The organism is Rhodobacter sp. SGA-6-6, assembly GCF_011043545.1.
Classification (GTDB): Bacteria; Pseudomonadota; Alphaproteobacteria; order Rhodobacterales; family Rhodobacteraceae; genus Pseudogemmobacter.
In genome coordinates this window covers 56,736-79,109 of the sequence record NZ_JAAKGP010000009.1, presented here as the reverse complement: position 1 = coordinate 79,109, position 22,374 = coordinate 56,736, and the positions used below count along the sequence as shown (strand labels likewise).

Sequence of the window (22,374 nt, the reverse complement as noted above, 5' to 3'; positions counted from 1 at the left end):
GCATGGCACAGGGTTTCTCAGACGCATCGCTTCCCCTCTTCGCCCCCGATGGCGACGAGGATGAGGCCGCGCCCGCGGCCCTGCCCGGCCGGCTGCCCAGCTACATCGCCGACCACCGCAAGCGCCTGCGCAGCCGCTTCATGGAAGGCGGCGCCGCGGCGATGCCGGATTACGAACTGCTGGAGCTGGTCCTGTTCCGCGCCATCCCGCGGCAGGACGTGAAACCGCTGGCCCGGCTTCTGCTGGATACATTCGGCGATTTCAACCGCGTCGTCTCCGCCACCCCCGCCCGGCTGATGATGGTGAAGGGGGTGGGCGAGGCCGTGGTGCAGGAGCTGAAGATCGTCGAGGCCGCCGCGCAAAGGATGATGCGCGCCCGGGTGATCAACCGCCCGCTGCTCGGCAGCTGGGACGCGCTGCTGGATTATTGCCACACCGCCATGGCGCACCGAGAGACGGAACAGTTCCGCATCCTCTTCCTCGACCGCAAGAATGTTCTGATCGCCGACGAGGAACAGGCCCGCGGCACCGTCGACCATGTGCCGGTCTACCCGCGCGAGGTAGTGAAACGCGCGCTGGAGTTGAACGCCTCGGCGCTGATCCTGGTGCACAACCATCCCTCGGGCGACCCTACGCCGTCCGAGGCGGACATCTCGATGACCTGCCAGGTGCAGGACGCCGCCCATGCCCTGGGCATCACCCTGCACGACCACCTGATCATCGGCAAATCGCGCGAACTCAGCTTCAAGTCGCAGGGCTATCTTTAGCCGAAGCTAAAGCGGCGCCTCCGCCGCCCCGCCGCGCGGGGTGAAATCCGGCACCAGCCACAGCTCCACCCGCCGGTTCAGGTGGCGCCCGGCGGCGGTTTCGTCGCAGGCCATCGGCAGCGCCTCGCCGAAGCCCTCGATCCGCGGCATCTGGTCCGCGCGCAGGTCCGGCGCCGCCGCGCGCAATTCGTCCGCCACCCGCGCCGCGCGCTCCAGCGACAGCGCCAGGTTGGCCTCGGCCGCGCCGGAGCCGTCGGAGAAGCCCGCCAGCACCAGCGCCTCGCCGGCGAACCCGCCCGAGGCGATCAGCCGGGCCAGATCGGCGATGTTCTCCTGGCTCGATGGCGTCAGCCGGGTCGAGCCGTCCTCGAAGCGGAAGGTCAAGGACAGCCGGTCGGCGCCGTCCATCACCCCGGCCAGCCGCTTCAGGTCGGCCAGCGTCACATCCTCGCCCGCGCCTTGAATCGCATTGATCAGCCGCAACCCGTCCTGCGTCATCGGCGCCCGCTCGGTGGAGCGGTCGATGAAGCCGGCGCGGGCCACCACCGCCTCGGCCGCCGGGCTGGCGAGGAAATCCAGGAACTCGCGCGCCATCAGCGGCAGCCGGCGCTTCGGCGTCAGGAAGAACAGCGGCAGCGCCAGCGGATAATCCTCGGCCTTCACCGCCATCGGCCCGGGCAGGAGCGGGAAACCGCAGCTATCCGTCAGCGGCAGCAGCCGCGCCGGCCCCACCTCGGCCCGGCCGGTGATCGCCAGCGCCCAGGGGTCCTTCGCCACTGCCTCGGCCAGCGACGCCATGTCGTCGTGCAGCACCTGCGCCTTGATCCCTATCCCGAGGCGCGCGTCCAGCGCCCGGGCCAGATCGGTCTCCGGCGCCAGCGCGTGCAGCACCAGCGGCATGTCCGGCCCGCCCAGGTCGGCCCAGTTGCCGGCCTCGCCCGACAGCGCCGCGGCCAGTTCCACGGTGGAAACCTCGGGCGTCGGGTTGTCGGGCGCCATGATCGGCACCAGCGCATCCAGCGCCACCGCCCGCGCGCCGAAGGCGGCCTCGGCCAAGGCGGTCAACTGCAACTCGGCGCTGCCCTCCGCCAGCGCGGCGGCGGCCTGATCCGGGGCCAGCGGCGCAAAGCTGACCTCGGCCAGGTCCTTGCGGGTCTCGGGGTCCAGGATGCGGGCGGCATAGCCGGGGCCGGGAGCCTCTTCATACACCAGCCCGCGGCTTTCGGCGAAGGCGCGGACCAGCCCGGGCAGCAGCCGCGCCCCCGCATCCGCCGCGCCGGCAATGCGGATGGTGGCTTTGGGCGCGGTCAGGTCGGGGCAGGCCGGGCCTTCGCAGATCACCCCCTGCGCATCCACCGTCAGCGCGCCGTAAGAGGTGTCGATCCGGTAGAACTCGCCGTCGAAGCCCAAGAGCGTGCCGGTCAGCACGATCCTGCCCTCGCGCGCCACAAGCGCCACGTCCTGCGCGGCGGCAGGCAGGGAGGCCCCAAACAGAAGCGCGGCGAAAACCGCCGCGCGTCCAGATCCCGTCAGCATGAAAGCCCGCCCGAACCCTAGTTCATGGTGGCGAGTGTCACGTCCCGGCCGGGATTTTTCAACACCAGAATGTCGCCGAGCGCCTCGCAATCCGGCATCGCCAGCGTCAGGTCGGTCACCGTCACCTTGCCCTGCTGTGCCTCCAGCACCTCGCCCAGCAATTCGCGGCCGCAGGTGGTCTCGGTCACCGTCGCCTCGATCGACAGGTCGGCGGGGGTTTCGGCGGGGAAGGTATAGACCTCGGCCAGCATCGGCAGGTCCAGCCCGGGATTACCCAAGGAGACGAGATAACCGCCGTTCGGCGACACCGGCGCAGCCGACCAGACCTCGCCCGGCTGGCCATAGTCGGCGCCGTTCTCGAAGGCGTGCAGCTGGAAGGCGTCGTCGGCCATCCATTGCACCGCGAAACGGTGGACGGCGGCGGCATCCGGCACGGGCACGGCATCGCGCAGCACCTCGGCATCGGCGAAGAGGACCGAGACCTCGCCGGAGGTCTGCAGCGCCGGCAGGTCGAGATGCAGGCTGCCGTCGGCGCCCAGTTCCTCGGCCAGCGCCAGGCCGGCATGGCGCAGCACCACCCGCTCGCCCGCCCGGCAGGGGGCGGCGATGGCGACGGAGATCATCGCCTGCGGCCCGGCGGTCAAGGTCACGGCGGAGGCGCAATCTTCCGCGGCTGCGGCGGGGGCGGGCGGAGCAGCTTCCGGCGCGGGGTCGAGAGCGGGGGCGGCGGGCAGCGCAGGCTCCGGCGCGACGGGCGGGACCTCCGGCAGGGCGGCGAGCACCGGCGCCTCCGGGGCGGGCGGGGCTTCGGGCTCGGTCGCCACCAGTGCGGGGGCCGGCTCGGCTGCGGGAAGGGCCGCGGCCTCGGGCGCGGGCGCCGCAGCCTCGGGCCCGGCGGAGACCTGCTCGATCCCCTTCGGCTTCGCGGCGGCCGCCGCCACCTTTTCGGCATTCATCGTCTGGACCAGATGGCCGGCGGCAAGGGCGACCAGGATCACCGCGCCCCCCCGCATCAACGATTTCTTTCTCTTGTCCATCTTCGCCCCCGGATGAGGATACCCAAGGGGCATCCTTGCCGGGAAAGCGGGCGATTCCGTGGCCGGACTGGGGAATGTTTCCAGCACGGACACCGGGGCCTTGCGCGGCCCCGGCCCCGTTCAGCCGGCCGTCAAGCCAGCTTGCCGTGGCAATGCTTGAACTTCTCGCCCGAGCCGCAGGGGCAGGGATCGTTCCGCCCCGGATTGCCCCAGGTCGAGGGATCGGCCGCGTCGAACCCGTCCAGCCGGGCCGCCACGGCGGCGGGCGCCGCCTCGGCCTTGGGCCGCACGGCCACGGCCGCAGCCTCGCCTTCGCCCGCAGCGGCCGCCTGGCCCTGCGCGATCATCTGCGCCATCATCTGCTCCTGCTCCTCGCGGGTCAGGGGGCGGATGCGGCCCAGTTGCTCGGTCACCTGCACGCGCAGCGATTCCAGCATGGATTCGAACAGCTGGAAGGCCTCGGTCTTGTATTCGTTCAGCGGGTCGCGCTGCGCATAGGACCGGAAGCCGATCACCGAGCGCAGGTGTTCCAGCCGCAGCAGGTGCTCGCGCCACTTGCCGTCGATGGCCTGCAGCAGGATCTGCTTCTCGATGTTCTCCATCGTCGGCTTGCCGAAGGCTTCGGTCTTCTCGGCCATCATCTTGTCCGAGGCCTGGATGATCCGGTCCGCCAGCACCGCCTGGTCGACGCCCTCTTCCGCCGCCCATTCGGCGACGGGCAGGTCCATGTTCAGCCGCTCGCGGCAGGCGTCGCGCAGGCCTTCCAGGTTCCAGGCGTCGGGATAGGTCTTCGGCGGAGTGTATTCGGCGATCAGGTCGTCGATCACCTGATGGCGCATGTCCATGGCGATCTCGGTCACATCCTCGGCCTGCATGATCTCCAGCCGCTGGCCGAAGATCGCCTTGCGCTGGTCGTTCATCACGTCGTCGAAGCGCAGCAGCTGCTTGCGGATGTCGAAGTTGCGCCCCTCGACCTTGGCCTGCGCCTTCTCCAGCGACTTGTTCACCCAGGGATGGACGATGGCCTCGCCTTCCTTCATCCCCAGCGAGGACAGGATCTTGTCCAGCCGTTCGGACCCGAAGATGCGCATCAGGTCGTCTTCCAGCGACAGGAAAAAGGCCGACCGCCCCGGGTCGCCCTGACGGCCGGACCGGCCGCGCAGCTGGTTGTCGATGCGGCGGCTTTCGTGCCGTTCGGTGCCCAGGACGAACAGGCCGCCGGCCTGCTTGACCGCCTCCTCCTCGTCCTTGTGCTCGGCCTCGATGCGGGAGCGGATCTCGTCGGGATGGCCCTCGGGATCGGCGGCGATGGCCTCCATTACCTTGAACTCGACGTTGCCGCCCAGCTTGATGTCGGTGCCGCGGCCGGCCATGTTGGTGGCGATGGTCACCGCACCCAGCTTGCCGGCATCGGCGACGATCTTCGCCTCCTGCTCGTGCTGGCGCGCGTTCAGCACGTTGTGCGGGATGCCTTCCTTCTTCAGGAACTCGGACAGCATCTCGGACTTCTCGATGGACGTCGTGCCGACCAGGATCGGCTGGCCCAGGGCATGGGCCTCCTTGATCGAGGTCAGGATGCCGTCGAACTTTTCCTTGGTGTTGCGGTAGACCTGATCGTGTTCGTCCTTCCGCGCCACCGGGCGGTTGGTCGGCACCTCGACCACGCCGAGGCCGTAGATCTGCATGAATTCCTCGGCCTCGGTGGCCGCGGTGCCGGTCATGCCGCCCAGCTTTTCATAGAGACGGAAGTAGTTCTGGAAGGTGACCGAGGCGAGGGTGACGTTCTCGGGCTGGATCTTCGCGCCCTCTTTCGCTTCGATGGCCTGGTGCAGGCCGTCCGAGAGCCGGCGGCCCTTCATCATCCGGCCGGTGAATTCGTCGATCAGCACCACCTCGCCGTCGCGGACGATGTAGTGCTGGTCCTTGAAGAACATCTTGTGGGCGCGCAGCGCCTGGTTGATGTGGTGGACGATGGTGGTGGATTCCGGCGCGAACAGGTGCTGGCCCTCCGGCAGCACGCCCGCCTGCACCAGCAGCGTCTCGATGGCATCGTTGCCCTCGTCGGTATAGGTGACCTGCCGCTGCTTTTCGTCCAGCGTGTAATGCGCCTCGGTCAGCTGCGGGATCAGCTTGTCGACGGCAGTGTAAAGGTCGCTGCGGTCCTGCGACGGCCCCGAGATGATCAGCGGCGTCCGCGCCTCGTCGATCAGGATCGAGTCCACCTCGTCGACGATGGCGAAGAAATGGCCGCGCTGCGCCATCTCGTCCACCGAGGACTTCATGTTGTCGCGCAGGTAGTCGAAACCCAATTCGTTGTTGGTGGCATAGGTGATGTCGCAGCGATAGGCGGCGCGCTTCTCGGCCTCGCCCTGGAAGGGCACAACCACGCCGGTGGTCATCCCCAGCTGGGCATAGACCTTGCCCATCCAGTCGGCGTCGCGGCGGGCCAGGTAGTCGTTCACGGTGACGACATGCACGCCCTTGCCGGTCAGCGCGTTCAGATAGGCCGGGAAGGTGGCGACCAGGGTCTTGCCCTCGCCCGTGCGCATCTCGGCGATGTTGCCCTGGTGCAGGAAGATGCCGCCCATCAGCTGCACGTCGAAGGCCCGCAGGCCGAGCGCCCGCCTCGCCCCCTCGCGGCAGGCGGCGAAGGCCTCGGGCAGGATCGCGTCCAGCTCCTCGCCCTGCTCTTGCACCCGCTTCTGGAACTCGCGCGTCTTTTCGATCAGGCCCTCGTCCGAAAGGGCGGCGAAATCCGGCTCCAGCGCGTTGATCTTGGCCACCAGCGGCCGGACCGATTTCACCTTGCGGTCGTTCGCCGTTCCGAACACCTTCCGCGCGAGCGTTGCAAGTCCCAGCATATTCTCTCCGATGGCGGCCATTTCGCGCGATCACGAGGACTTGGCCTTGCCCGACCCCGATGCCTTCCCTAGAAGGACCGTGAAGGACCGGCCGGCCCAGTCTTTCCGCGACTGTCTTTCCGCGACTGACGCGATCTAAGGGGAAGGTCCGGGATAGTCAACGTCGCGCAGGGCTGCGGCACGATCAGGAGAAGGTGAAGATGGCGAAAAAGACAGGGTTCTGGGCAGGTCTGGCGCTTGCCGCCACGCTGGCCGCCCCGGCGCTGGCCGAGGGCGAGAACGCCGCGACCGTGGTCGCCACCGTCAACGGGACCGAGATCACCCTGGGCCAGATGATCGCGCTGCGCGAGAACCTGCCGCCGCAATACCTGACCCTGCCCGACGACGTGCTGTTCAACGGTATCCTGGACCAGCTGATCCAGCAGGAGGTGCTGTCGCAGTCCCATACCACGCTTTCGGTCCGCGACGAGGCCAATGTGGCCAACGACCGCCGCAGCTATCTGTCCGGCGTGGTGATCCAGGACGTGGTCGCCGCCGCCGTCACCGAAGAGGCGCTGCAGAAGGCCTATGACGACCGCTTCAAGGACGCCGAGCCGCAGAAGGAATACAACGCCGCCCATATCCTGGTCGACAGCGAAGAGAAGGCGAAGGAGCTGAAGGCGCAGCTGGACGGCGGCGCCGATTTCGCCGAGCTGGCCAAGGCCAATTCCACCGACACCGGCTCGGGCGCGCAGGGCGGCGATCTGGGCTGGTTCGGCCTGGGCATGATGGTCAAGCCCTTCGAGGATGCCGTGGTGGCGGCCGAGCCGGGCAAGGTCACCGATCCGGTGAAGTCCGATTTCGGCTGGCACCTGGTGCTGGTCAAGGAAACCCGCATCGCCGCCCAGCCGACGCTGGACGACATGCGCGAGGAACTGGCGGCCGAGATCGAGAACAAGGCGGTCGAGGCGAAGCTGGCCGAGCTGACCGGCGCCGCAGCGGTCGAGAAGCCGGGCGAGAAGATCGACCCGGCGCTGCTGAAGAAGACCGAACTGATCGACTGATCCTCTGCCGCGAAGGGGCGCCGCCATGGCCAAGACCGACTGGAAAGCCGAAGCCAAGGCCTTGAAGAAGAAGGTCCGCAAGCTGAAGGACAGCCTGACCGCCGCCGCCGCCCCTGTGGCCGAGGCGGTGCAGGGCGCCGTGGCCGATGTGGTGGAGAGCGCGAGGAAGGCGATGAAGCCGGTCTCGCCGCTGGCCCCCGCCGCCTTCCCGCAGCTGCCGGTCATCGCCGGGGCTGAATTCGCCGCCGTGGCCGCCGGGGTGAAATACCGCGACCGCAAGGACGTGATGCTGGTCCGCCTCGCCCCCGGCACCGCCGTGGCCGGGGCCTTCACCCGCTCCTCCACCCGCTCGGGCTGCGTGCGCGACTGCCAGACCAAGCTGGCGGCCAAGGTGCCCCCGGGTGCAGGCGCGGCCATCGTGGTGAACTCGGGCAATTCCAACGCCTTCACCGGCAAGGTCGGCGATGCCGCCGTGGCCGCGGTCACCGGCGCGGTGGCCGAGGCGCTCGGCCTCCCCGCCGCCCGCGTCTTCTCCTCCTCCACCGGCGTGATCGGCGAGCCCTTGCCGCACGAGAAGATCACCGCCGTGATCCCCGCCCTTGCCGCCAACTTGGCGGAAACCGGCATCGGCATGGCGGCCGAGGCGATCATGACCACCGACACCTTCCCCAAGGGCGCGGCGGCCACCGTGCAGGGCGAGGGCGGCACCATCCACATCGCCGGCATCGCCAAGGGCTCGGGCATGATCGCGCCCGACATGGCGACGATGCTGGTCTATGTCTTCACCGACGCGAAGATCGCCCCGGCCGCGCTGCAGCGGATGGTGGACCGCAATGTCGGCGGCACCTTCAACTCGATCACGGTGGACAGCGACACCTCCACCTCCGACACCCTGCTGGTCGCCGCCACCGGCCAATCCCCGGCGGCCGAGGTGAAGGGCGCCGCGGCCAAGGCCTTCGAGACCGCGCTGGCCGGCGTCATGCGCGACCTTGCCCTGCAGGTGGTGCGCGACGGCGAGGGCGCGACCAAGCTGGTCGAGGTCCGCGTCACCGGCGCTGCCTCCGACGAGGACGCCGCCAGGGTCGCCTTCGCCATCGCCAATTCGCCGCTGGTGAAGACGGCCGTCGCCGGGCAGGACCCGAATTGGGGCCGCATCGTCATGGCCGTCGGCAAGTCCGGCGCGACAGCCGACCGCGACCGGCTGACCATCCGCTTCGGCGACATCCTGGTCGCCGAGAAGGGCTGGCGCGCGCCCTCCTACAGCGAGGAGGCCGGGGCGGACTACATGAAGCAGGCAGAACTGGTGATCGCCGTCGACCTCGGCCTCGGCCGGGCGAAGCGCACGGTCTGGACCTGCGACCTGACCGACCGCTATGTCGAGATCAACGCCGACTACCGCTCCTGATCATTTTCTGTCCTCAAATATCCCGGGGGTCCGGGGGCTGGCCCCCGGCGCTCTCCACCTTGCGGAACGCTTCAGATGAAAACCCTCCTCGTCTCCGCCGTCGCCCTGATCGACGCCGACGGCCGCGTCCTCCTGGCGCAGCGGCCCGAGGGCAAGTCGCTGGCCGGCCTGTGGGAATTCCCCGGCGGCAAGGTCGAGCCCGGCGAAACGCCGGAGGCCTGCCTGATCCGCGAACTGCACGAGGAACTGGGGATCGACACCTGGAAATCCTGCCTCGCCCCACTGACCTTCGCCAGCCATACCTACGACGACTTCCACCTGCTGATGCCGCTCTTTGCCTGCCGCCGCTGGCAGGGCATTCCCGCCCCGCGCGAGGGCCAGCGCCTCGCCTGGGTCGCCGCCGACCGGCTGCGCGACTATCCGATGCCGCCCGCCGACCTGCCGCTGATCCCGATCCTGCGCGACTGGCTGTGACCGGGAAAGATTCTTTCGCCTGCGGCAAAGAATTCACTTCTTTTTAATCGAACTGTCGCTACTCTACCTCCAGCATGTTTCTTGGGGGAGGAATTGATGCTGCGAACGATCGCAATCGGCACCTGCGTTTCGGTCCAGGGGATCGTCGTCGGCCAGACGCCGGACGGCAAGCTGATGGTCCGGGTCGACGAGAAGACCTTCATCGGCACGCCGGTCGCGCAGAGCACCCGCGCCGCCTGACGCGCCGCCACAGGGCAAGAAAAAAAGGCCGGGCGATCTGCCCGGCCTTCTTCTTTTCTTCCCGATCCGGTCAGGCCAGCGTGCGCTGGACCTCCTCGCGCTCGAAGATCTCGATCACGTCGCCGGCACGGATGTCCTCGTAGCGCTCGAAGGCCATGCCGCATTCCTGGCCGGAATGGACTTCCTTCACCTCGTCCTTGAAGCGCTTCAGCGTCTTCAGCGTGCCCTCGTGGATCACCACGTTGTCGCGCAGCAGGCGCACGCCCGCCGACCGCCGGGCCACGCCCTCGGTGACGATGCAGCCCGCGACGTTGCCGACGCCGGTGATGCGGAACACCTCCTTGATCGAGGCATAGCCGATGAAGTTCTCGCGCACTTCCGCCTTCAGAAGGCCCGAGGCCGCCGCCTTGATGTCGTCGATCAGGTCGTAGATGATCGAGTAGTAGCGGATCTCCACGCCCTTCTGCTGGGCCGAGTTGCGGGCCGTGGCATTGGCGCGGACGTTGAAGGCGATGATCGGCGCGCCGCTGGCCTCGGCAAGGCCCACGTCGCTGTCGGTCACGGCGCCGACGCCGTAATGCAGGATACGCACCCGCACCTCGTCGTTGCCCACCTTCTCCAGCGCCTGGACGATGGCCTCGGCAGAGCCCTGCACGTCGGCCTTCACCAGCACCGGCAGTTCCGACACGTCCTGGTCGGCCTTGGCCTTGGCCATCAGCTGTTCCAGCGTGGTGGCGGCGCCGGCGGCGGCGCGTTTGTCCTTGGCCGCCTTCTCGCGGTATTCCGCGATCTCGCGGGCCTGCGCCTCGGTGTCGACCACGTTCAGCACGTCGCCGGCTTCCGGGGTGCCGTTCAGCCCCAGCACCTCGACCGGAACCGAAGGACCGGCTTCGGCCACCGTCTCGCCCTTGTCGTTGACCAGCGCGCGGACGCGGCCCCACTTCTCGCCGACGACGAAGATGTCGCCCTTCTTCAGCGTGCCGTTCTGCACCAGAACCGTGGCGACCGGGCCGCGGCCCACGTCCAGCTTGGCCTCGATCACCGCACCCATGGCGGCCCGGTTCGGGTTCGCCTTCAGCTCCAGGATCTCAGCCTGCAGGCTGATCGCCTCCAAGAGTTCCGGCAGCCCCTTGCCGGTCAGGGCCGAGACCTCGACATCCTGCACCTCGCCGGACATCGCCTCGACCACAACCTCGTGCTGCAGCAGGTCCGTGCGGACCTTCTGGGCATTGGCCGTGGGCTTGTCGCATTTGTTGATGGCGACGATCATCGGCACCCCGGCGGCCTTGGCGTGGTTGATCGCCTCCACCGTCTGCGGCATCACCGCGTCGTCGGCGGCCACCACCAGCACCACGATATCCGTCACCTGCGCGCCACGGGCCCGCATCGAGGTGAAGGCGGCGTGGCCGGGGGTGTCGAGGAAGCTGATCACCGCCCCGCTTTCGGTCTTCACCTGATAGGCGCCGATGTGCTGGGTGATGCCCCCGGCCTCGCCCGAGACCACGTTGGCGTGGCGGATCGCGTCCAGAAGGCTGGTCTTGCCGTGGTCGACGTGGCCCATGATCGTGACGATCGGCGGACGGCCGACCAGATCCTCGGCCTTGTCCTCCACCGTGTCGATGGCCTGTTCCACGTCGGCATCGGTGACGCGGACGGCGCGGTGGCCGAATTCCTCGATCACCAGTTCGGCGGTGTCGGCGTCGATGGTCTGGTTCATGGTGACCATCATGCCCATCTTCATCAGCGCCTTGACCACATCGGCGGCGCGTTCCGCCATCCGGTTGGCCAGTTCGCTGACGACGATGGTTTCCGGCAGCTGCACGTCGCGCACCTGCTTCTCGGCCTTGTGGCCGAGGCCGAGCGCCTTGGCCCGGGCCTTCTCCTGCTTGCGCTTCATCGCGGCAAGGCTGCGGGTCCGGCCGCCTTCGCCATCCAGCGCGGCGGTCAGCGTCAGCTTGCCGGAGCGGCGGCCGTCGTCGCCCTTGCCCTTGGTGCCGCGGTCGGTGGCGCGGTCCTCGCGCTCGCGGTCGGTCTTGCGCGGCGACAGGCCGGGCTTGGCGTCGCCGCCGGCAGCGCCGGGCTTCGGCCGGCTCTGGCCGGTCGAACGGTCGGTCGGCGTCGCCTCGGCCGGAGCCGGATCGGCCGGCTCCGCCGCCTTGGCGGGCTGGCGCCGCTGGGTGCCCAGGACGTCGGCCTTGCGGGCAGCGGCGCGATTCTTCGCCTCTTCCTCGGCCTCGCGCTTCTGGCGCTCTTCCTCTTCGGCGCGGGCGCGCAGCGCGGCCTCGCGCTGGCGGTCCTCGCGTTCCTTGGCCTCGATCTCCTCGCGGCGGCGCTGGCGGTCCTCCTCGCGCGCCTTTTCATCGGCGGCGCGCTTGGCGGCCTCTTCCTGCTCGCGGGCCTTGGCCTGGCGCAGGGCGTCGAGACGGCGCTGCATCTCGGCTTCGGAAATCCCGGCGGGACGGCGCGACGGATCGCCCGTCATCGGCGAGGTGCCGCCAGCCGAAGCCGCACCGCCCGGCGTGCCCGCAGGCTTCGCCGCCGGAACGACCACGCGCTTGCGCTTGGTCTCCACCACCACCGCATGGGTCCGGCCGTGCGAGAAGCTCTGCTTCACCGAACCGGAACGGGGGGCGCCACCCAAGCCCAGGGGTTTCTTGCCGTCAGTATCGCTCATGCGTCCTACATATCCTTCCCGGCGGTCTCGCCGCCGTCCTGCCCGCCTGCTTCCGAACGAAGCCCGGCAAGCCTTGCCGCTTCCTCTACAACACGGGTCGTGAGTCCACCAGCCGCAAGCGCCGCGTGTATGGCACGTTCGCGGCCGAAAGCCAAACCGATTTCCCCTGCCGTGAGGCAGGAAATCAGGCGGTTTTCACCCTCCGGCGGCCTGAGCTTGGTCTTGCCGCGCTCCGACCCGTCGCTGGCCTGGATCAGCGCCACCGCGCGGCCCCCGACCAGCCAGTCCTTCACCTTCTCGTAGCCCGTCACCGCATCGCCGGCCTTGCGGGCCATCGACAGCAGTTCCACCACCCGCTTCGCCAGCAGCGCCTCGACCAGATCGGCCAGCCCCTCCGGCACCTTCACCGGCTGCCGCGCCGCCCGGGCGAACAGGCCCTTGCCCCCGGCCCGGTCCAGCGCAGCCCGGGTGGAGGAGACATAGATCCCCCGCCCCGGCAGCTTGGCCGCGACATCCGGCACCACCGCCGACTCGGGGCCGACGACGAAACGGATCAGCCCCGCCTTGGGGCTGACCTCGCCGGTCGCAATGCATTTGCGCTCCGGCTCGTCCCGCAGTTTTTCCCGACCGCCGCGCGTCATGGCGCGTGTCCCGGGGCCTGGGATCAGGCCCCGGCCTCCTGGTCTTCTTCGGCGGCAGGCTCTTCCTCGGCCAGCATCTCGGTCGGGTCGACCCAACCCAGCAGAACGCGCGCCGTCATGATCAGGTGCTGCGCCTCTTCCAGGCTCATGTCGAAGGGCTCCAGAATGCCTTCGTCCTTCTTGCGCTGGCCGTTCTCGGTGGTCCAGCCGCCGGCCAGTTCCCAGTCGGCGCAGGTGGCGAAGTCTTCCAGAGTCTTGATGCCGTCCTTGCCCAGCGCCTCCAGCATCTGGGGTGTCAGGCCCTCGAATTCAATGAGGCTGTCCTCGACGCCCATCGCCCGGGCCGCTTCCAGTGCCTTCTTGGCCTGTTCCTCCAGGAAGTCGCGGGCGCGGGCCTGAAGTTCCTCGGCCGTGCCTTCGTCGAAGCCGTCGATGGACAGCAACTCGTCCTGGTCGACATAGGCCACTTCTTCCAGGTTGGTGAAGCCCTCGGACACCAGCAGCTGCGCCATCATCTCGTCCACATCAAGCGTGTCCATGAACAGCTTGGTGCGCTCGGCGAATTCGGCCTGGCGGCGGGTCGATTCCTCGGCCTCGGTCAGGATATCGATGTCCAGGCCCGTCAGTTGAGATGCCAGCCGCACGTTCTGGCCGCGGCGGCCAATGGCCAGCGACAGCTGCTCGTCCGGCACCACCACTTCGATCTTGCCGGCGTCCTCGTCCACCACGACCTTGGACACCTGCGCCGGTTGCAGCGCGTTCACCAGGAAGGTCGCCTGGTCCTGGTTCCACGGGATGATGTCGATCTTCTCGCCCTGAAGCTCGTTCACCACCGCCTGCACGCGGCTGCCGCGCATACCGACGCAGGCGCCGACGGGGTCGATGGCATTGTCGTAGGAGATGACGGCGATCTTGGCGCGGCTGCCCGGGTCGCGGGCCACGGCCTTGATCTCGATGATGCCGTCGTAGATCTCCGGCACTTCCATCTTGAACAGTTCCGCCATGAACTGCGGGTCGGTGCGGGACAGGAACACCTGCGGCCCCCGGGCCTCGCGCCGCACGTCCTTGATGTAGCAGCGGATGCGGTCGCCGATGCGATAGGCCTCGCGGCCGATCTTCTCGTTCCGGCGCAGGATGCCCTCACCGCGGCCGATGTCGACGATGACGTTGCCGTATTCCTCGCGCTTGACCACGCCGTTGATGATGCTGCCCTTGCGGTCCTTGAATTCCTCGAACTGGCGGTCGCGCTCGGCCTCGCGCACCTTCTGCAGGATCACCTGCTTGGCGCTTTGCGCGGCGATCCGGCCCAGGTCCACCGGCGGAACCTCGTCCACGATCTCGTCGCCGATCTGCGGGTCGGCCAGGTAGTTCTTCGCCTGCTTCACCGTCAGCTGGGCGTGGTGGTTCTCCAGCTCCTCGTCGGGAACCACGGTGCGGATGCGGGCAAAGCTGGCGCGGCCGGTCTTGCGGTCGATCTTGACCCGGATGTCCATCTCGGCGCCGTAGCGGCTTTTCGCGGCCCGGGCGAGGCTGTCTTCCATCGCCTGGATCACCAGATCCGGGTCGATCATCTTCTCCCGCGCCACCGCCTCGGCGGTCTGCAACAGTTCCAGCTGGTTGGCCGAAGTGATTGCCATCGTCCTGCTCCCTTAGTGTTTCGTCTCGGGCGCGTCTTCCTCGTCGCCCTCGATTTCTTCGATCTCGTCGAAGCCGCCGTCTTCCGGCAGCGCCACTTTCTTCTGCCGCAGCATCTCGGCGATCAGCTCGTCGGTCAGGATCAGCTTGGCATCGGATAGCCAGTCGAACTGCAGCCCGATGGTCACCTCCTGCCCGCCTTCCTCGATCTCGATCAGCACCTCCTCGCCCTCGACACCCATCAGCCCGCCCTTGAAGCGGCGGCGGCCGTCGATCAGCTCGGTGGTCTCGATCCGGGCTTCCCAGCCCTTCCAGGTCTCGAAATCCTTCAGCCGGGTCAGCGGCCGGTCGATACCGGGGGAGGAAACCTCCAGCACGTAATTGTCCTCGATCGGGTCCTCCACGTCGAGGACGGCCGAGACGGCGGTGGAGATCTTGCTGCAATCCTCCACCCCGATGCCGCCTTCGGGCCGGTCGGCCATGATCTGCAGCGTGCGCTGCACCTTGCCATGCCCGCCCATCAGCCGCAGCCGGATCAGCTCATACCCCAAGCCCTCGATCACCGGCTGGACGATGTCGGCCAGGCGGCGGTCGATGGCGGTCTTGGCGATCAGATCGGTCATGTGGTTCCTGAAAACAAAAAAGCGGACCCAGCGGCCCGCTTGCTCTTCCGGTAGCTTCCGGTTTGGACCCGAAAGCAGCTGTTGAAGGCCATATAGGCCCCTCGGGGCGAGTCTGCAAGCCTTGTTCTAGCCGCGCCGCTTTCCGCGCCGGGCTTCGGCCGCCAGCTCCGCAATCGCCGCATCCGCCTGCTGATGGCGCAGCACCTTCTGGCGACTCTTCCAGACCCCGTATTCGCGCAGGGCCTTCTCCTTCGCCGCCTCTGCCGAGACCGTTCCGCCCCCGCGCAGGACCGTCCGGCCGAGGTTCCGCAGCTGTTCGTCCAGCCCGCCGCGCATCCGCCATCACCACAAGGCGGCCCATCTCGGCCTGATCCTCGAAGATGTCCAACAAGATGGTCGTCAGCCGGTTCAGTTCCCTGATCTCGGGCTCGGCCAGATAGTTCTTCGAGACCGTGACGTCCCCCTTGCGGATATTGTCGTTCGGCCAAGTCTGAAGACCCATGTTCCCGGCCATCCCGTCTGAGCGTTCCATCACGATTTCCGCCGGAGTCATAGAGGTGACGGCATGGACCAGCTTGGCCTGGGTCTGCTGGAAGAACTCGCGCGCTGCCTGGGTATCGCCCTGATAATCCTGGCACATCGCGCAGATGCGCTTCAGCTCGCGGTAGACATTCGCCTCGTCCGAGCGGATGTCACGGATGATCTCGCGCAGTTCGGCGAAGCGATCCGCCATCTCCGGCCGCTTCAGCCGGATGCTGTCGACGACGAATCCCTTGCGGGCGTATTGCACCAGGATGCCGGTGGCCCAGCGGCGGAAGGCCGTCGCCTGCGCCGAGGACACCCTGTAGCCGACCGAGATGACCATATCGAGGCTGTAAATGGCGGATGGCCTGCCAATACTTGTGTGAACTTTCTTCACAGAAGTCACTTCGTCCAACTCGCCCTCGGCCAGGATGTTGCCGATGTGCTTGGTGATGCTCGTCCGGTCCTTGTCGAACAGCTGCGCGATCTGCGCCTGCGTCATCCACAGCGTCTCGCCCTCGAAGCGGATGTCGATCCGCATCCCCTTGTCGGTGCCGTAGACGAGGAAACGGTCCCCCGTGGCCTCGTCCTGTTCAAGATGGATGGGATCGTCTTCCTGACCGGCCATGGGCGCCCTGCAGACATGAACATTGCATGAACAAACTACGCGCCTGGCTGCGGCAGGTCAACGCCTTCCCGCCCTCACAACACCGGCGCCCCGTCGATCCGCGACAGCGCTTCGTTCACGTCCAGCACCAGCCCGCGGATGCCGGTGACGCCGAAGCCCTGCAGGCGGGTGGTGTGCATCGCCAGGTAGGCCTCGGCCTGGGCGCGGGAGGCGAAGGCATAGACGCCGCCGGCGATGCCCTGGGACGGGTCCTCGGTCCAGTATTTGAACAGGAAGCCCGGCTCCTGCGCGATGGACTGCGCCAGGCCCTCGAAGGCCGCGGCCATCTCGGCGCCCCAAGGGCCCTGATGCGGAAAATCCACCTGAACCAGCGTGATCGGCATGGCCTTCCCCCTGCGATTTTCGCGCCAGTCTAGGCCCGCCGCCGGGGCGCTGGCAACAGCCCCGGCGCGGGCCGGATCGCCGGGCCGGAAGATGCGCGATCCGCCGCCCCGGAGGACCGAGGCCGGTTGCCCTTCCCCGCCGGGCGAACCATAATCGGCAGCGAACAGGCGGGGGGGGGGGGGCGTTCGGGTGAGGCGGTCAGGTCCAGGCAGGCGCAAGACGGTCCCCGCAATCGCCCTTGCGGCCGTCCTCGCCACGGCGCTGCCGGGGCCGTCGCCGGCGCTGGATGCGCTGGACTTCCAGGTCGTCGGGCAGGACAAGGACGCCGCGCTGACCAAGACCCTGCGCAGCGCCTCGCTGCTCTTGACCCAGCAGGCCGACGGCGCCACCGATCCGGCCGATCTTTTCGCCGCCGCCCGCGCCGATTACGCCCGCATCCTGGGCGCGCTTTATGCCGAGGGGCATTACGGCGCCACCATCTCGATCCGCATCGACGGGCGCGAGGCGGCGAACATCCCGGCGCTGAACGCGCCTTCCCGCGTCGGCCGCATCACCGTCACCGTGGACCCGGGACCGCAGTTCGCCTTCGGCACCACCCGCATCGCGCCGCTTGCCCCCGAGACCGACCTGCCCGAGGGCTTCGCCCCCCGCGAACCCGCCCGCAGCACCCTGGTCACCGAGGCCGCCGACGCCGCCACCCTGGCCTGGCGCGAGGCCGGGCACGCCAAGGTCGCCATCGCCGCCGAGAACGTGGTGGCCGACCATGCCCGCAACACGCTCTCCGCCGACATCCGCCTGGCCCCCGGCCCCGCCCTGCGCTTCGGCCCGGTCACGGTGGAGGGCGAGGAGCGGATGCGCGAGCGGCGGATCGTCAAGATCGCCGGGCTGAAATACGGCGAACGCTTCAGCCAGACCGAACTGGACCGCGCCGCGCAGCGCCTGCGGCGGACCGGCATCTTCCGCTCGGTCACCCTGACCGAGGCGGAAAGCCCGGTCTCCGGCGACCTGCTGCCGATCGGCATCACCGTGATCGAAGAGAAGACCCGCCGCTATTCCATCGGCGCGGAAATCTCCAGCATCGACGGGCTGTCGCTCACCGGCTACTGGCTGCACCGCAACCTGACCGGCGGCGGCGAGCGGCTGAAGATCGAGGGCTCGGCCACCAACATCGGCTCGGGCGAAAGCGGGGTGGACTATGCCATCGGCATCACGCTGGACCGCCCGGCCACCATCACCGCCGACACCACCGCCAGCCTTACCCTCGGCCTCGCCCATCTGGACGAGACCGACTACACCGCCAATGTCGCCGAATTCGGGCTGAGCTTCACCCATCATTTCTCGGACCAGCTGACCGGGAAGATCGGGATCAACTACGAATATGCCGAGGGCACCGATCCCACCGGCGACTTCCGCTACCGCAGCCTGTCGCTGCCCCTGGGCGTGACCTGGGACAGGCGCGACAAGACCACCGACGCCCGCAAAGGATTCTACATCGACGCCGAGGCGAAACCCTTCTCGGGCATCGGCACCACCGGATCGGGCGTGCGGCTGCGCTTCGACGGCCGGGCCTATCGCAGCTTCGGCGAGAACGACCGGGTGACGCTGGCCGGGCGGGTGCAGCTGGGCGCGATCCTCGGCTCCGAGCTGATGGAGACGCCGCGGGACGACCTGTTCTTCTCGGGCGGCGGCGGCACGGTGCGCGGCCAGCCCTACCGCAGCCTGGGCGTCACGGTGAACCCGGGCCAGCCGGACGAATTCACCCTCGGCGGCACCCATATGGCCGTGGTCTCGGCCGAGGTCCGCACCCGGATCACCGAAAGGATCGGCGTCGTCGGCTTCGTCGATGCCGGGCAGATCGGGGTGGACGGCTTCTCGGGCGACGACGACGACTGGCACGCCGGCGCCGGGCTCGGCCTGCGCTACGAGACCGGCTTCGGCCCGATCCGGCTGGACGTGGCGGCCCCGGTCCATGGCGACACCGGCGACGGCGTGCAGATCTACATCGGCCTGGGGCAGAGCTTCTGATGCGCGCGCTGGCCCTCTCGCTCTGTCTCGCCTGCACCCTGCCCGGCGCCGCGCTGGCGCAGGAGGACGACCGCAGCTACCTGACCGCCTTCCTGGAGGACAACCTCTCCGGCGCCGGCCGCAAGGTCACCATCACCGGCTTCCAAGGCGCGCTGTCGTCGCGGGCGACCCTCGACAAGCTGGAGATCGCCGACGACGCCGGGGTCTGGATCACGCTGGACGAGGTGGTGCTGGACTGGTCGCGCTCTTCCCTGCTGTCCGGGCAGGTGGTGGTGGAGGAGCTGTCGGCCGAGACCATCACGCTGGAACGGCTGCCGGTGGTGCCCGAGGGCACGATGCCCTCGCCCGAGGCGACGCCCTTCGCCCTGCCGGAACTGCCGGTGTCGGTGGACATCGCCAAGGTGCAGGCGGTGAAGATCGTCCTCGGCGCGCCGATCCTGGGCGAGGCGGTGGAGGGGCAGCTGGAAGCCTCGCTGTCGCTGTCTGGGGGCGACGGCAAGGCGGCGCTGGTGCTGGGGCGCACCGACGGGCGGGTCAGCGAGATCGTGCTGGACGCCAGCTATTCCAACGCCAGCGGCGAGCTGGTGCTGGACCTGACCGCGCAGGAAGAAGCCGACGGCATCGCGGCCCGCCTGCTGGACCTGCCGGGCCGTCCCTCGGTGGACCTGACGATCAAGGGCAGCGGCACGCTGGCCGATTTCGCCGCCGACGTGCGGCTGGCCAGCGACGGCGAGGAGCGGCTGGCCGGGCCGGTCACCATCACGCTGGGCGAGAAGGGCGAGACGCAGTTCTCCGCCCGGCTGGCCGGCGACCTGGCGCCGCTGTTCCTGCCGGATTACGCCGATTTCCTCGGCAATCTGGTGTCGCTGGACGTGGCGGGGGCGCGCTGGCCCTCGGGCCGGGTGGTGCTGGACCGGCTGGCGCTGCAGACCCGGGCGCTGCAACTGTCGGGCAGCATCAGCGTGGCGGCCGACGGCCTGCCCGAGGCCTTCGACCTGAAGGCGCTGATCGCCGGGACGGACGGCCAGCCCGTGCTGCTGCCGCTGTCGGGCGAGGGCCGGACATGGCTGCGCCGGGGCGAGATCGCGCTGGCCTTCGACTCTGCCAGGGACAGCGGCTGGAAGGGCAGCGCCAGCCTGCTGGGGCTGGAGACCGAGGGGCTGCGGCTGGGCACGGCCGGGATCACCGGCTCGGGCCGGATCGGCCGGGTGGCGGGCAACAACACCTTCGGCGCCACGCTGGACTTCACCACTGCCGGCCTGTCGCTGGCGGACGAAGCGATGCAGAAGGCCATCGGCCCGGCGCTGTCGGGCAAGGTGGTGCTGTTCTCCCGCGAGGGCAGCGGCGCGCTGGCCCTGCCGCAGCTGGAGGTGAAGGGCGAGAATTACGGCGCCACCGGGTCCTTGCGGGTCGAGGGGCTGGACTCCGGCCTGATGACCAGCGGCAGGATCACCCTGACCGCCGCCGACCTGTCCCGCTTCGCCGATCTGGCGGGGATGGACCTGGGCGGCTCCGGCGAGGTGGTGCTGGAGGGGCAGGCCAGCCGCCTGTCCGGCGCCTTCGACGTGGCGATCCAGGCGGTGACGCAGGGCCTGCGCATCGGCATCCCGCAGGCGGACCGGCTGACGGCGGAGGAAACCCGGCTGACCCTCTCGGCGGTGCGGGACGAGACCGGCACCACCCTGCGGTCGCTGGACCTGACGGCGGGTGCGCTGGCGCTGACGGCGGGCGGCAAGGTCTCCAGCAAGGGCAGCGATCTGGCCGGGCAGGTGACGCTGGCCGACCTGTCCGCGCTGGACCCGCAATGGGGCGGCGGGCTGACGGCGGCGGCCACCTTCACCGGCACGCCCGACAACGGCCAGCTGACGCTGAACGGACAGGGCAGCAGCCTGCGGATCGGCCAGCCGGATGTCGACAAGCTGCTGGCCGGCCAGACCGCGGTTCAGGCCACGGTGGCGACCCGCGAGGCCGGCTTCTTCCTGACCTCCGCCACCCTGGACGGCGCCAACCTTCAGGCCGAGGCCAAGGGCAGCGCCGGCAGCGACGAGTTGCAGGTGACGGGCCGGCTGCGCGACCTGTCGCTTCTGGTCCCGGGCTATCCCGGCCCGGTCAGCCTGTCAGGACGGCTGACGCCCACCGGCGGCGGCGCCGACATGGACCTGCGGGTGATGGGCCCGGCCGCCATCGACGCAAGGGTGGCTGGGCGGATTTCCGGCGGCAGCGCCGACCTGACGCTGCAAGGCACCGCCGATGCCGCGCTGGCCAATGCCGCCGCCGATCCGCTGGCGCTGGCGGGCGGGCTGCGGATGGACCTGGCCCTGCGCGGGCCGCTGGCGCTGTCCTCGCTGTCGGGCCGGGTCACGCTGTCGGGCGGGCGGGTCGCCTATCCGCTGGCCGGCTTCTCGCTGCAACGGACGGAACTGGTCGCCACCCTGTCGGGCGGGCGGGCACAGGTGGCGGGCACCGCCGACCTGGCCTCGGGCGGGCGGCTGCGGGTGAATGGCGGCCTGTCGCTGACCCCGCCGCTGGACGCCAGCCTGGACCTCGGCCTCGAAGCCCTGCGCCTGCGCGACCCGGAACTGTTCGAGACCGTTGCCTCGGGCCAGCTGCGCATCGAGGGGCCGCTTCTGGGCCGCGCCGCGCTGACCGGCCGCATCCTGATCGGCGAGACGGAATTGCGCGTGCCCTCCACCGGCTTCGCCAGCGCGGCGGACCTCGACGCGATCCGCCATGTCAACGACAGCGCCGCCGTCCGCGCCACCCGCGCCCGCGCCGGGGTGGGCGCCGCAGGAGCGGGCGGCGGGGGCACCGGCGGCGGCGGGCCGGACTGGGCGCTGGACGTTCAGATCGACGCGCCCAACCGCATCTTCCTGCGCGGCCGCGGGCTGGACGCCGAACTGGGCGGCTCGGTCCGGCTGGGCGGCACCCTGCGGGCGATCTCGCCCTCGGGCGCCATCGAGCTGATCCGCGGCCGGCTGGACCTTCTGGGCAAGCGGCTGGACCTGACCGAGGCCAGCCTGGTGCTGGAAGGCGACCTGGTGCCCTACGTGACCGTGGTCGCCTCGAACCAGACCGACGACGTCATCAGCATGGTCCGCATCGAGGGCCCGGTGAACGCGCCCGAGGTCACCTTCAGCTCCACCCCCGAACTGCCGCAGGAGGAAGTGCTGGCCTGGCTGCTGTTCGGACGCGGGCTGGAATCGATCTCGCCGCTGCAGGCGGCGCAACTGGCCAATGCGGTGGCCACGCTGGCCGGGCGCGGCGGCACCGGCATCGTCGACAAGCTGCGGCAGGGCTTCGGCTTCGACGATCTCGACGTGCAGACCTCGGAAGACGGCACCGCCTCTGTCAGCGCGGGCAAATACATCTCGCGCAATGTTTATACCGAGATCGAGGTGGACCAGGACGGCAAGTCGCAGATCAACCTGAACCTCGACCTGAGGCGGGGCGTCACGGTGAAGGGCCGCGTCGGCTCGGACGGCGACAGCGGCCTCGGCATCTTCCTGGAACGCGACTACTGACCGCCGGCGGGCGGAACAGGCATTCCCCTGGCCCGGAAATGTTGAAAGCCCCCGCGAAGGGGGCTTTCAACATTCTGTCCAGCGTCGAACCGGCCCGGACCCGAAGGCCCGGCGCGGGATCACGAACCGCTGCCCGAGCCGTTGCCCGAGGAGGCGAGGGCGCCCAGGACCACGAGACCGGCGATCAGCGGCAGAAGGGCGCCGCTGCGGGGCTTCTCGGTGGTCACCACTTCGACCGGAGCATCGTCTTCGATGATGATCGGACCGCCCGCGGAGACGACCGACGCCGAAAGGGAAAGACCGACAGCGAGAACAAGGGCTTTTTTCATGGTGCACTCCATTGGCTACTTGCTAATGC

General features: G+C 69.2%; 17 protein-coding genes. 7 read left to right on the top strand and 10 right to left on the bottom strand.

Translation table 11 applies throughout. From position 1 onward, the window contains the following. Positions 1 to 2: 2 nt before the first annotated feature. Positions 3 to 767 (top strand): DNA repair protein RadC, encoded by a 765-nt coding sequence (gene radC / locus G5B31_RS15770; protein ID WP_165019161.1) that lies wholly within the window; start codon positions 3 to 5, stop codon positions 765 to 767. Between the two features lie 6 nt (positions 768 to 773). Here the strand turns inward: radC and G5B31_RS15765 are convergent, their stop codons facing one another. The 3 genes from G5B31_RS15765 to secA all read right to left on the bottom strand — a co-directional run bounded on the left by G5B31_RS15765 (position 774) and on the right by secA (position 6,201). Continuing rightward, the gene (locus G5B31_RS15765) at positions 774 to 2,303 is read right to left on the bottom strand and encodes a phosphate ABC transporter substrate-binding/OmpA family protein (protein WP_165019160.1); all 1,530 of its coding nucleotides are present in this window, start codon (positions 2,301 to 2,303) and stop codon (positions 774 to 776) included. 17 nt (positions 2,304 to 2,320) lie between these two features. Then, positions 2,321 to 3,340 carry a hypothetical protein gene (locus G5B31_RS15760; protein ID WP_165019159.1) on the bottom strand — a complete coding sequence of 340 codons (1,020 nt, stop codon included), beginning with the start codon at positions 3,338 to 3,340 and terminating at the stop codon, positions 2,321 to 2,323. A 131-nt stretch (positions 3,341 to 3,471) separates the two neighbouring features. After that, a complete protein-coding gene (gene secA, locus G5B31_RS15755) occupies positions 3,472 to 6,201 on the bottom strand; it encodes a preprotein translocase subunit SecA (protein WP_165019158.1) in 2,730 nt (909 codons plus the stop codon). A gap of 200 nt (positions 6,202 to 6,401) precedes the next feature. Between secA and G5B31_RS15750 the strand changes: the two genes are divergently transcribed. From G5B31_RS15750 to G5B31_RS15735, 4 genes are all read left to right on the top strand, one after another. After that, a complete protein-coding gene (locus tag G5B31_RS15750) occupies positions 6,402 to 7,244 on the top strand; it encodes a peptidylprolyl isomerase (protein WP_165019157.1) in 843 nt (280 codons plus the stop codon). 172 nt (positions 7,245 to 7,416) lie between these two features. Further along, complete coding sequence (argJ, locus tag G5B31_RS15745; protein ID WP_394352134.1) at positions 7,417 to 8,649, top strand: bifunctional glutamate N-acetyltransferase/amino-acid acetyltransferase ArgJ; 1,233 nt, start codon at positions 7,417 to 7,419, stop codon at positions 8,647 to 8,649. Between the two features lie 75 nt (positions 8,650 to 8,724). Continuing rightward, positions 8,725 to 9,123 carry a (deoxy)nucleoside triphosphate pyrophosphohydrolase gene (locus G5B31_RS15740; RefSeq protein WP_165019155.1) on the top strand — a complete coding sequence of 133 codons (399 nt, stop codon included), beginning with the start codon at positions 8,725 to 8,727 and terminating at the stop codon, positions 9,121 to 9,123. Between the two features lie 96 nt (positions 9,124 to 9,219). After that, on the top strand, positions 9,220 to 9,363 hold the full coding sequence (locus G5B31_RS15735; protein ID WP_165019154.1) for a hypothetical protein: 144 nt from the start codon (positions 9,220 to 9,222) through the stop codon (positions 9,361 to 9,363). Between the two features lie 70 nt (positions 9,364 to 9,433). On the opposite strand, the gene infB is transcribed toward G5B31_RS15735, so the two are convergent. The 6 genes from infB to G5B31_RS15705 all read right to left on the bottom strand — a co-directional run bounded on the left by infB (position 9,434) and on the right by G5B31_RS15705 (position 16,469). Continuing rightward, complete coding sequence (gene infB / locus G5B31_RS15730) at positions 9,434 to 12,037, bottom strand: translation initiation factor IF-2 (RefSeq protein WP_165019153.1); 2,604 nt, start codon at positions 12,035 to 12,037, stop codon at positions 9,434 to 9,436. A 5-nt stretch (positions 12,038 to 12,042) separates the two neighbouring features. Then, positions 12,043 to 12,678, bottom strand: a complete 636-nt coding sequence (locus tag G5B31_RS15725; protein ID WP_165019152.1) for an RNA-binding protein — start codon at positions 12,676 to 12,678, stop codon at positions 12,043 to 12,045. A gap of 23 nt (positions 12,679 to 12,701) precedes the next feature. Continuing rightward, positions 12,702 to 14,315 (bottom strand): transcription termination factor NusA, encoded by a 1,614-nt coding sequence (nusA, locus tag G5B31_RS15720; RefSeq protein WP_165019151.1) that lies wholly within the window; start codon positions 14,313 to 14,315, stop codon positions 12,702 to 12,704. Between the two features lie 12 nt (positions 14,316 to 14,327). Further along, complete coding sequence (gene rimP / locus G5B31_RS15715; protein ID WP_165019150.1) at positions 14,328 to 14,936, bottom strand: ribosome maturation factor RimP; 609 nt, start codon at positions 14,934 to 14,936, stop codon at positions 14,328 to 14,330. After that, positions 14,854 to 16,086: a RhuM family protein gene (gene rhuM, locus G5B31_RS15710; protein WP_205911976.1), complete on the bottom strand. Its 1,233-nt coding sequence runs from the start codon at positions 16,084 to 16,086 to the stop codon at positions 14,854 to 14,856. Before rhuM ends, rimP begins: the two co-directional genes overlap by 83 nt. 74 nt (positions 16,087 to 16,160) lie before the next feature. Next, entirely contained in the window at positions 16,161 to 16,469 is a 309-nt protein-coding gene (locus G5B31_RS15705) for a monooxygenase (protein ID WP_165019149.1), read from the bottom strand. 190 nt (positions 16,470 to 16,659) lie between these two features. On the opposite strand from G5B31_RS15705, the gene G5B31_RS15700 reads away from it, so the two are divergent. Both G5B31_RS15700 and G5B31_RS15695 read left to right on the top strand, forming a co-directional pair. Continuing rightward, positions 16,660 to 18,495 (top strand): autotransporter assembly complex family protein, encoded by a 1,836-nt coding sequence (locus tag G5B31_RS15700; protein WP_165019148.1) that lies wholly within the window; start codon positions 16,660 to 16,662, stop codon positions 18,493 to 18,495. Next, positions 18,495 to 22,016: a translocation/assembly module TamB domain-containing protein gene (locus G5B31_RS15695; protein WP_165019147.1), complete on the top strand. Its 3,522-nt coding sequence runs from the start codon at positions 18,495 to 18,497 to the stop codon at positions 22,014 to 22,016. Before G5B31_RS15700 ends, G5B31_RS15695 begins: the two co-directional genes overlap by 1 nt. 119 nt (positions 22,017 to 22,135) lie before the next feature. Here the strand turns inward: G5B31_RS15695 and G5B31_RS15690 are convergent, their stop codons facing one another. Then, positions 22,136 to 22,345, bottom strand: coding sequence for a hypothetical protein (locus G5B31_RS15690; protein WP_165019146.1), 210 nt, complete (start codon positions 22,343 to 22,345; stop codon positions 22,136 to 22,138). Positions 22,346 to 22,374 lie beyond the last annotated feature (29 nt).

Coding starts and splice junctions, on each gene's coding strand:
- rimP (WP_165019150.1), bottom strand. CDS start 14,936: ATGACCGATCTGATCGCCAAGACCGCCATCGACCGCCGCCTGGCCGAC.
- G5B31_RS15750 (WP_165019157.1), top strand. CDS start 6,402: ATGGCGAAAAAGACAGGGTTCTGGGCAGGTCTGGCGCTTGCCGCCACG.
- G5B31_RS15690 (WP_165019146.1), bottom strand. CDS start 22,345: ATGAAAAAAGCCCTTGTTCTCGCTGTCGGTCTTTCCCTTTCGGCGTCG.
- G5B31_RS15705 (WP_165019149.1), bottom strand. CDS start 16,469: ATGCCGATCACGCTGGTTCAGGTGGATTTTCCGCATCAGGGCCCTTGG.
- G5B31_RS15740 (WP_165019155.1), top strand. CDS start 8,725: ATGAAAACCCTCCTCGTCTCCGCCGTCGCCCTGATCGACGCCGACGGC.
- G5B31_RS15695 (WP_165019147.1), top strand. CDS start 18,495: ATGCGCGCGCTGGCCCTCTCGCTCTGTCTCGCCTGCACCCTGCCCGGC.
- G5B31_RS15765 (WP_165019160.1), bottom strand. CDS start 2,303: ATGCTGACGGGATCTGGACGCGCGGCGGTTTTCGCCGCGCTTCTGTTT.
- G5B31_RS15725 (WP_165019152.1), bottom strand. CDS start 12,678: ATGACGCGCGGCGGTCGGGAAAAACTGCGGGACGAGCCGGAGCGCAAA.
- G5B31_RS15735 (WP_165019154.1), top strand. CDS start 9,220: ATGCTGCGAACGATCGCAATCGGCACCTGCGTTTCGGTCCAGGGGATC.
- radC (WP_165019161.1), top strand. CDS start 3: ATGGCACAGGGTTTCTCAGACGCATCGCTTCCCCTCTTCGCCCCCGAT.
- rhuM (WP_205911976.1), bottom strand. CDS start 16,086: ATGGCCGGTCAGGAAGACGATCCCATCCATCTTGAACAGGACGAGGCC.
- infB (WP_165019153.1), bottom strand. CDS start 12,037: ATGAGCGATACTGACGGCAAGAAACCCCTGGGCTTGGGTGGCGCCCCC.
- secA (WP_165019158.1), bottom strand. CDS start 6,201: ATGCTGGGACTTGCAACGCTCGCGCGGAAGGTGTTCGGAACGGCGAAC.
- argJ (WP_394352134.1), top strand. CDS start 7,417: ATGAAGCCGGTCTCGCCGCTGGCCCCCGCCGCCTTCCCGCAGCTGCCG.
- nusA (WP_165019151.1), bottom strand. CDS start 14,315: ATGGCAATCACTTCGGCCAACCAGCTGGAACTGTTGCAGACCGCCGAG.
- G5B31_RS15760 (WP_165019159.1), bottom strand. CDS start 3,340: ATGGACAAGAGAAAGAAATCGTTGATGCGGGGGGGCGCGGTGATCCTG.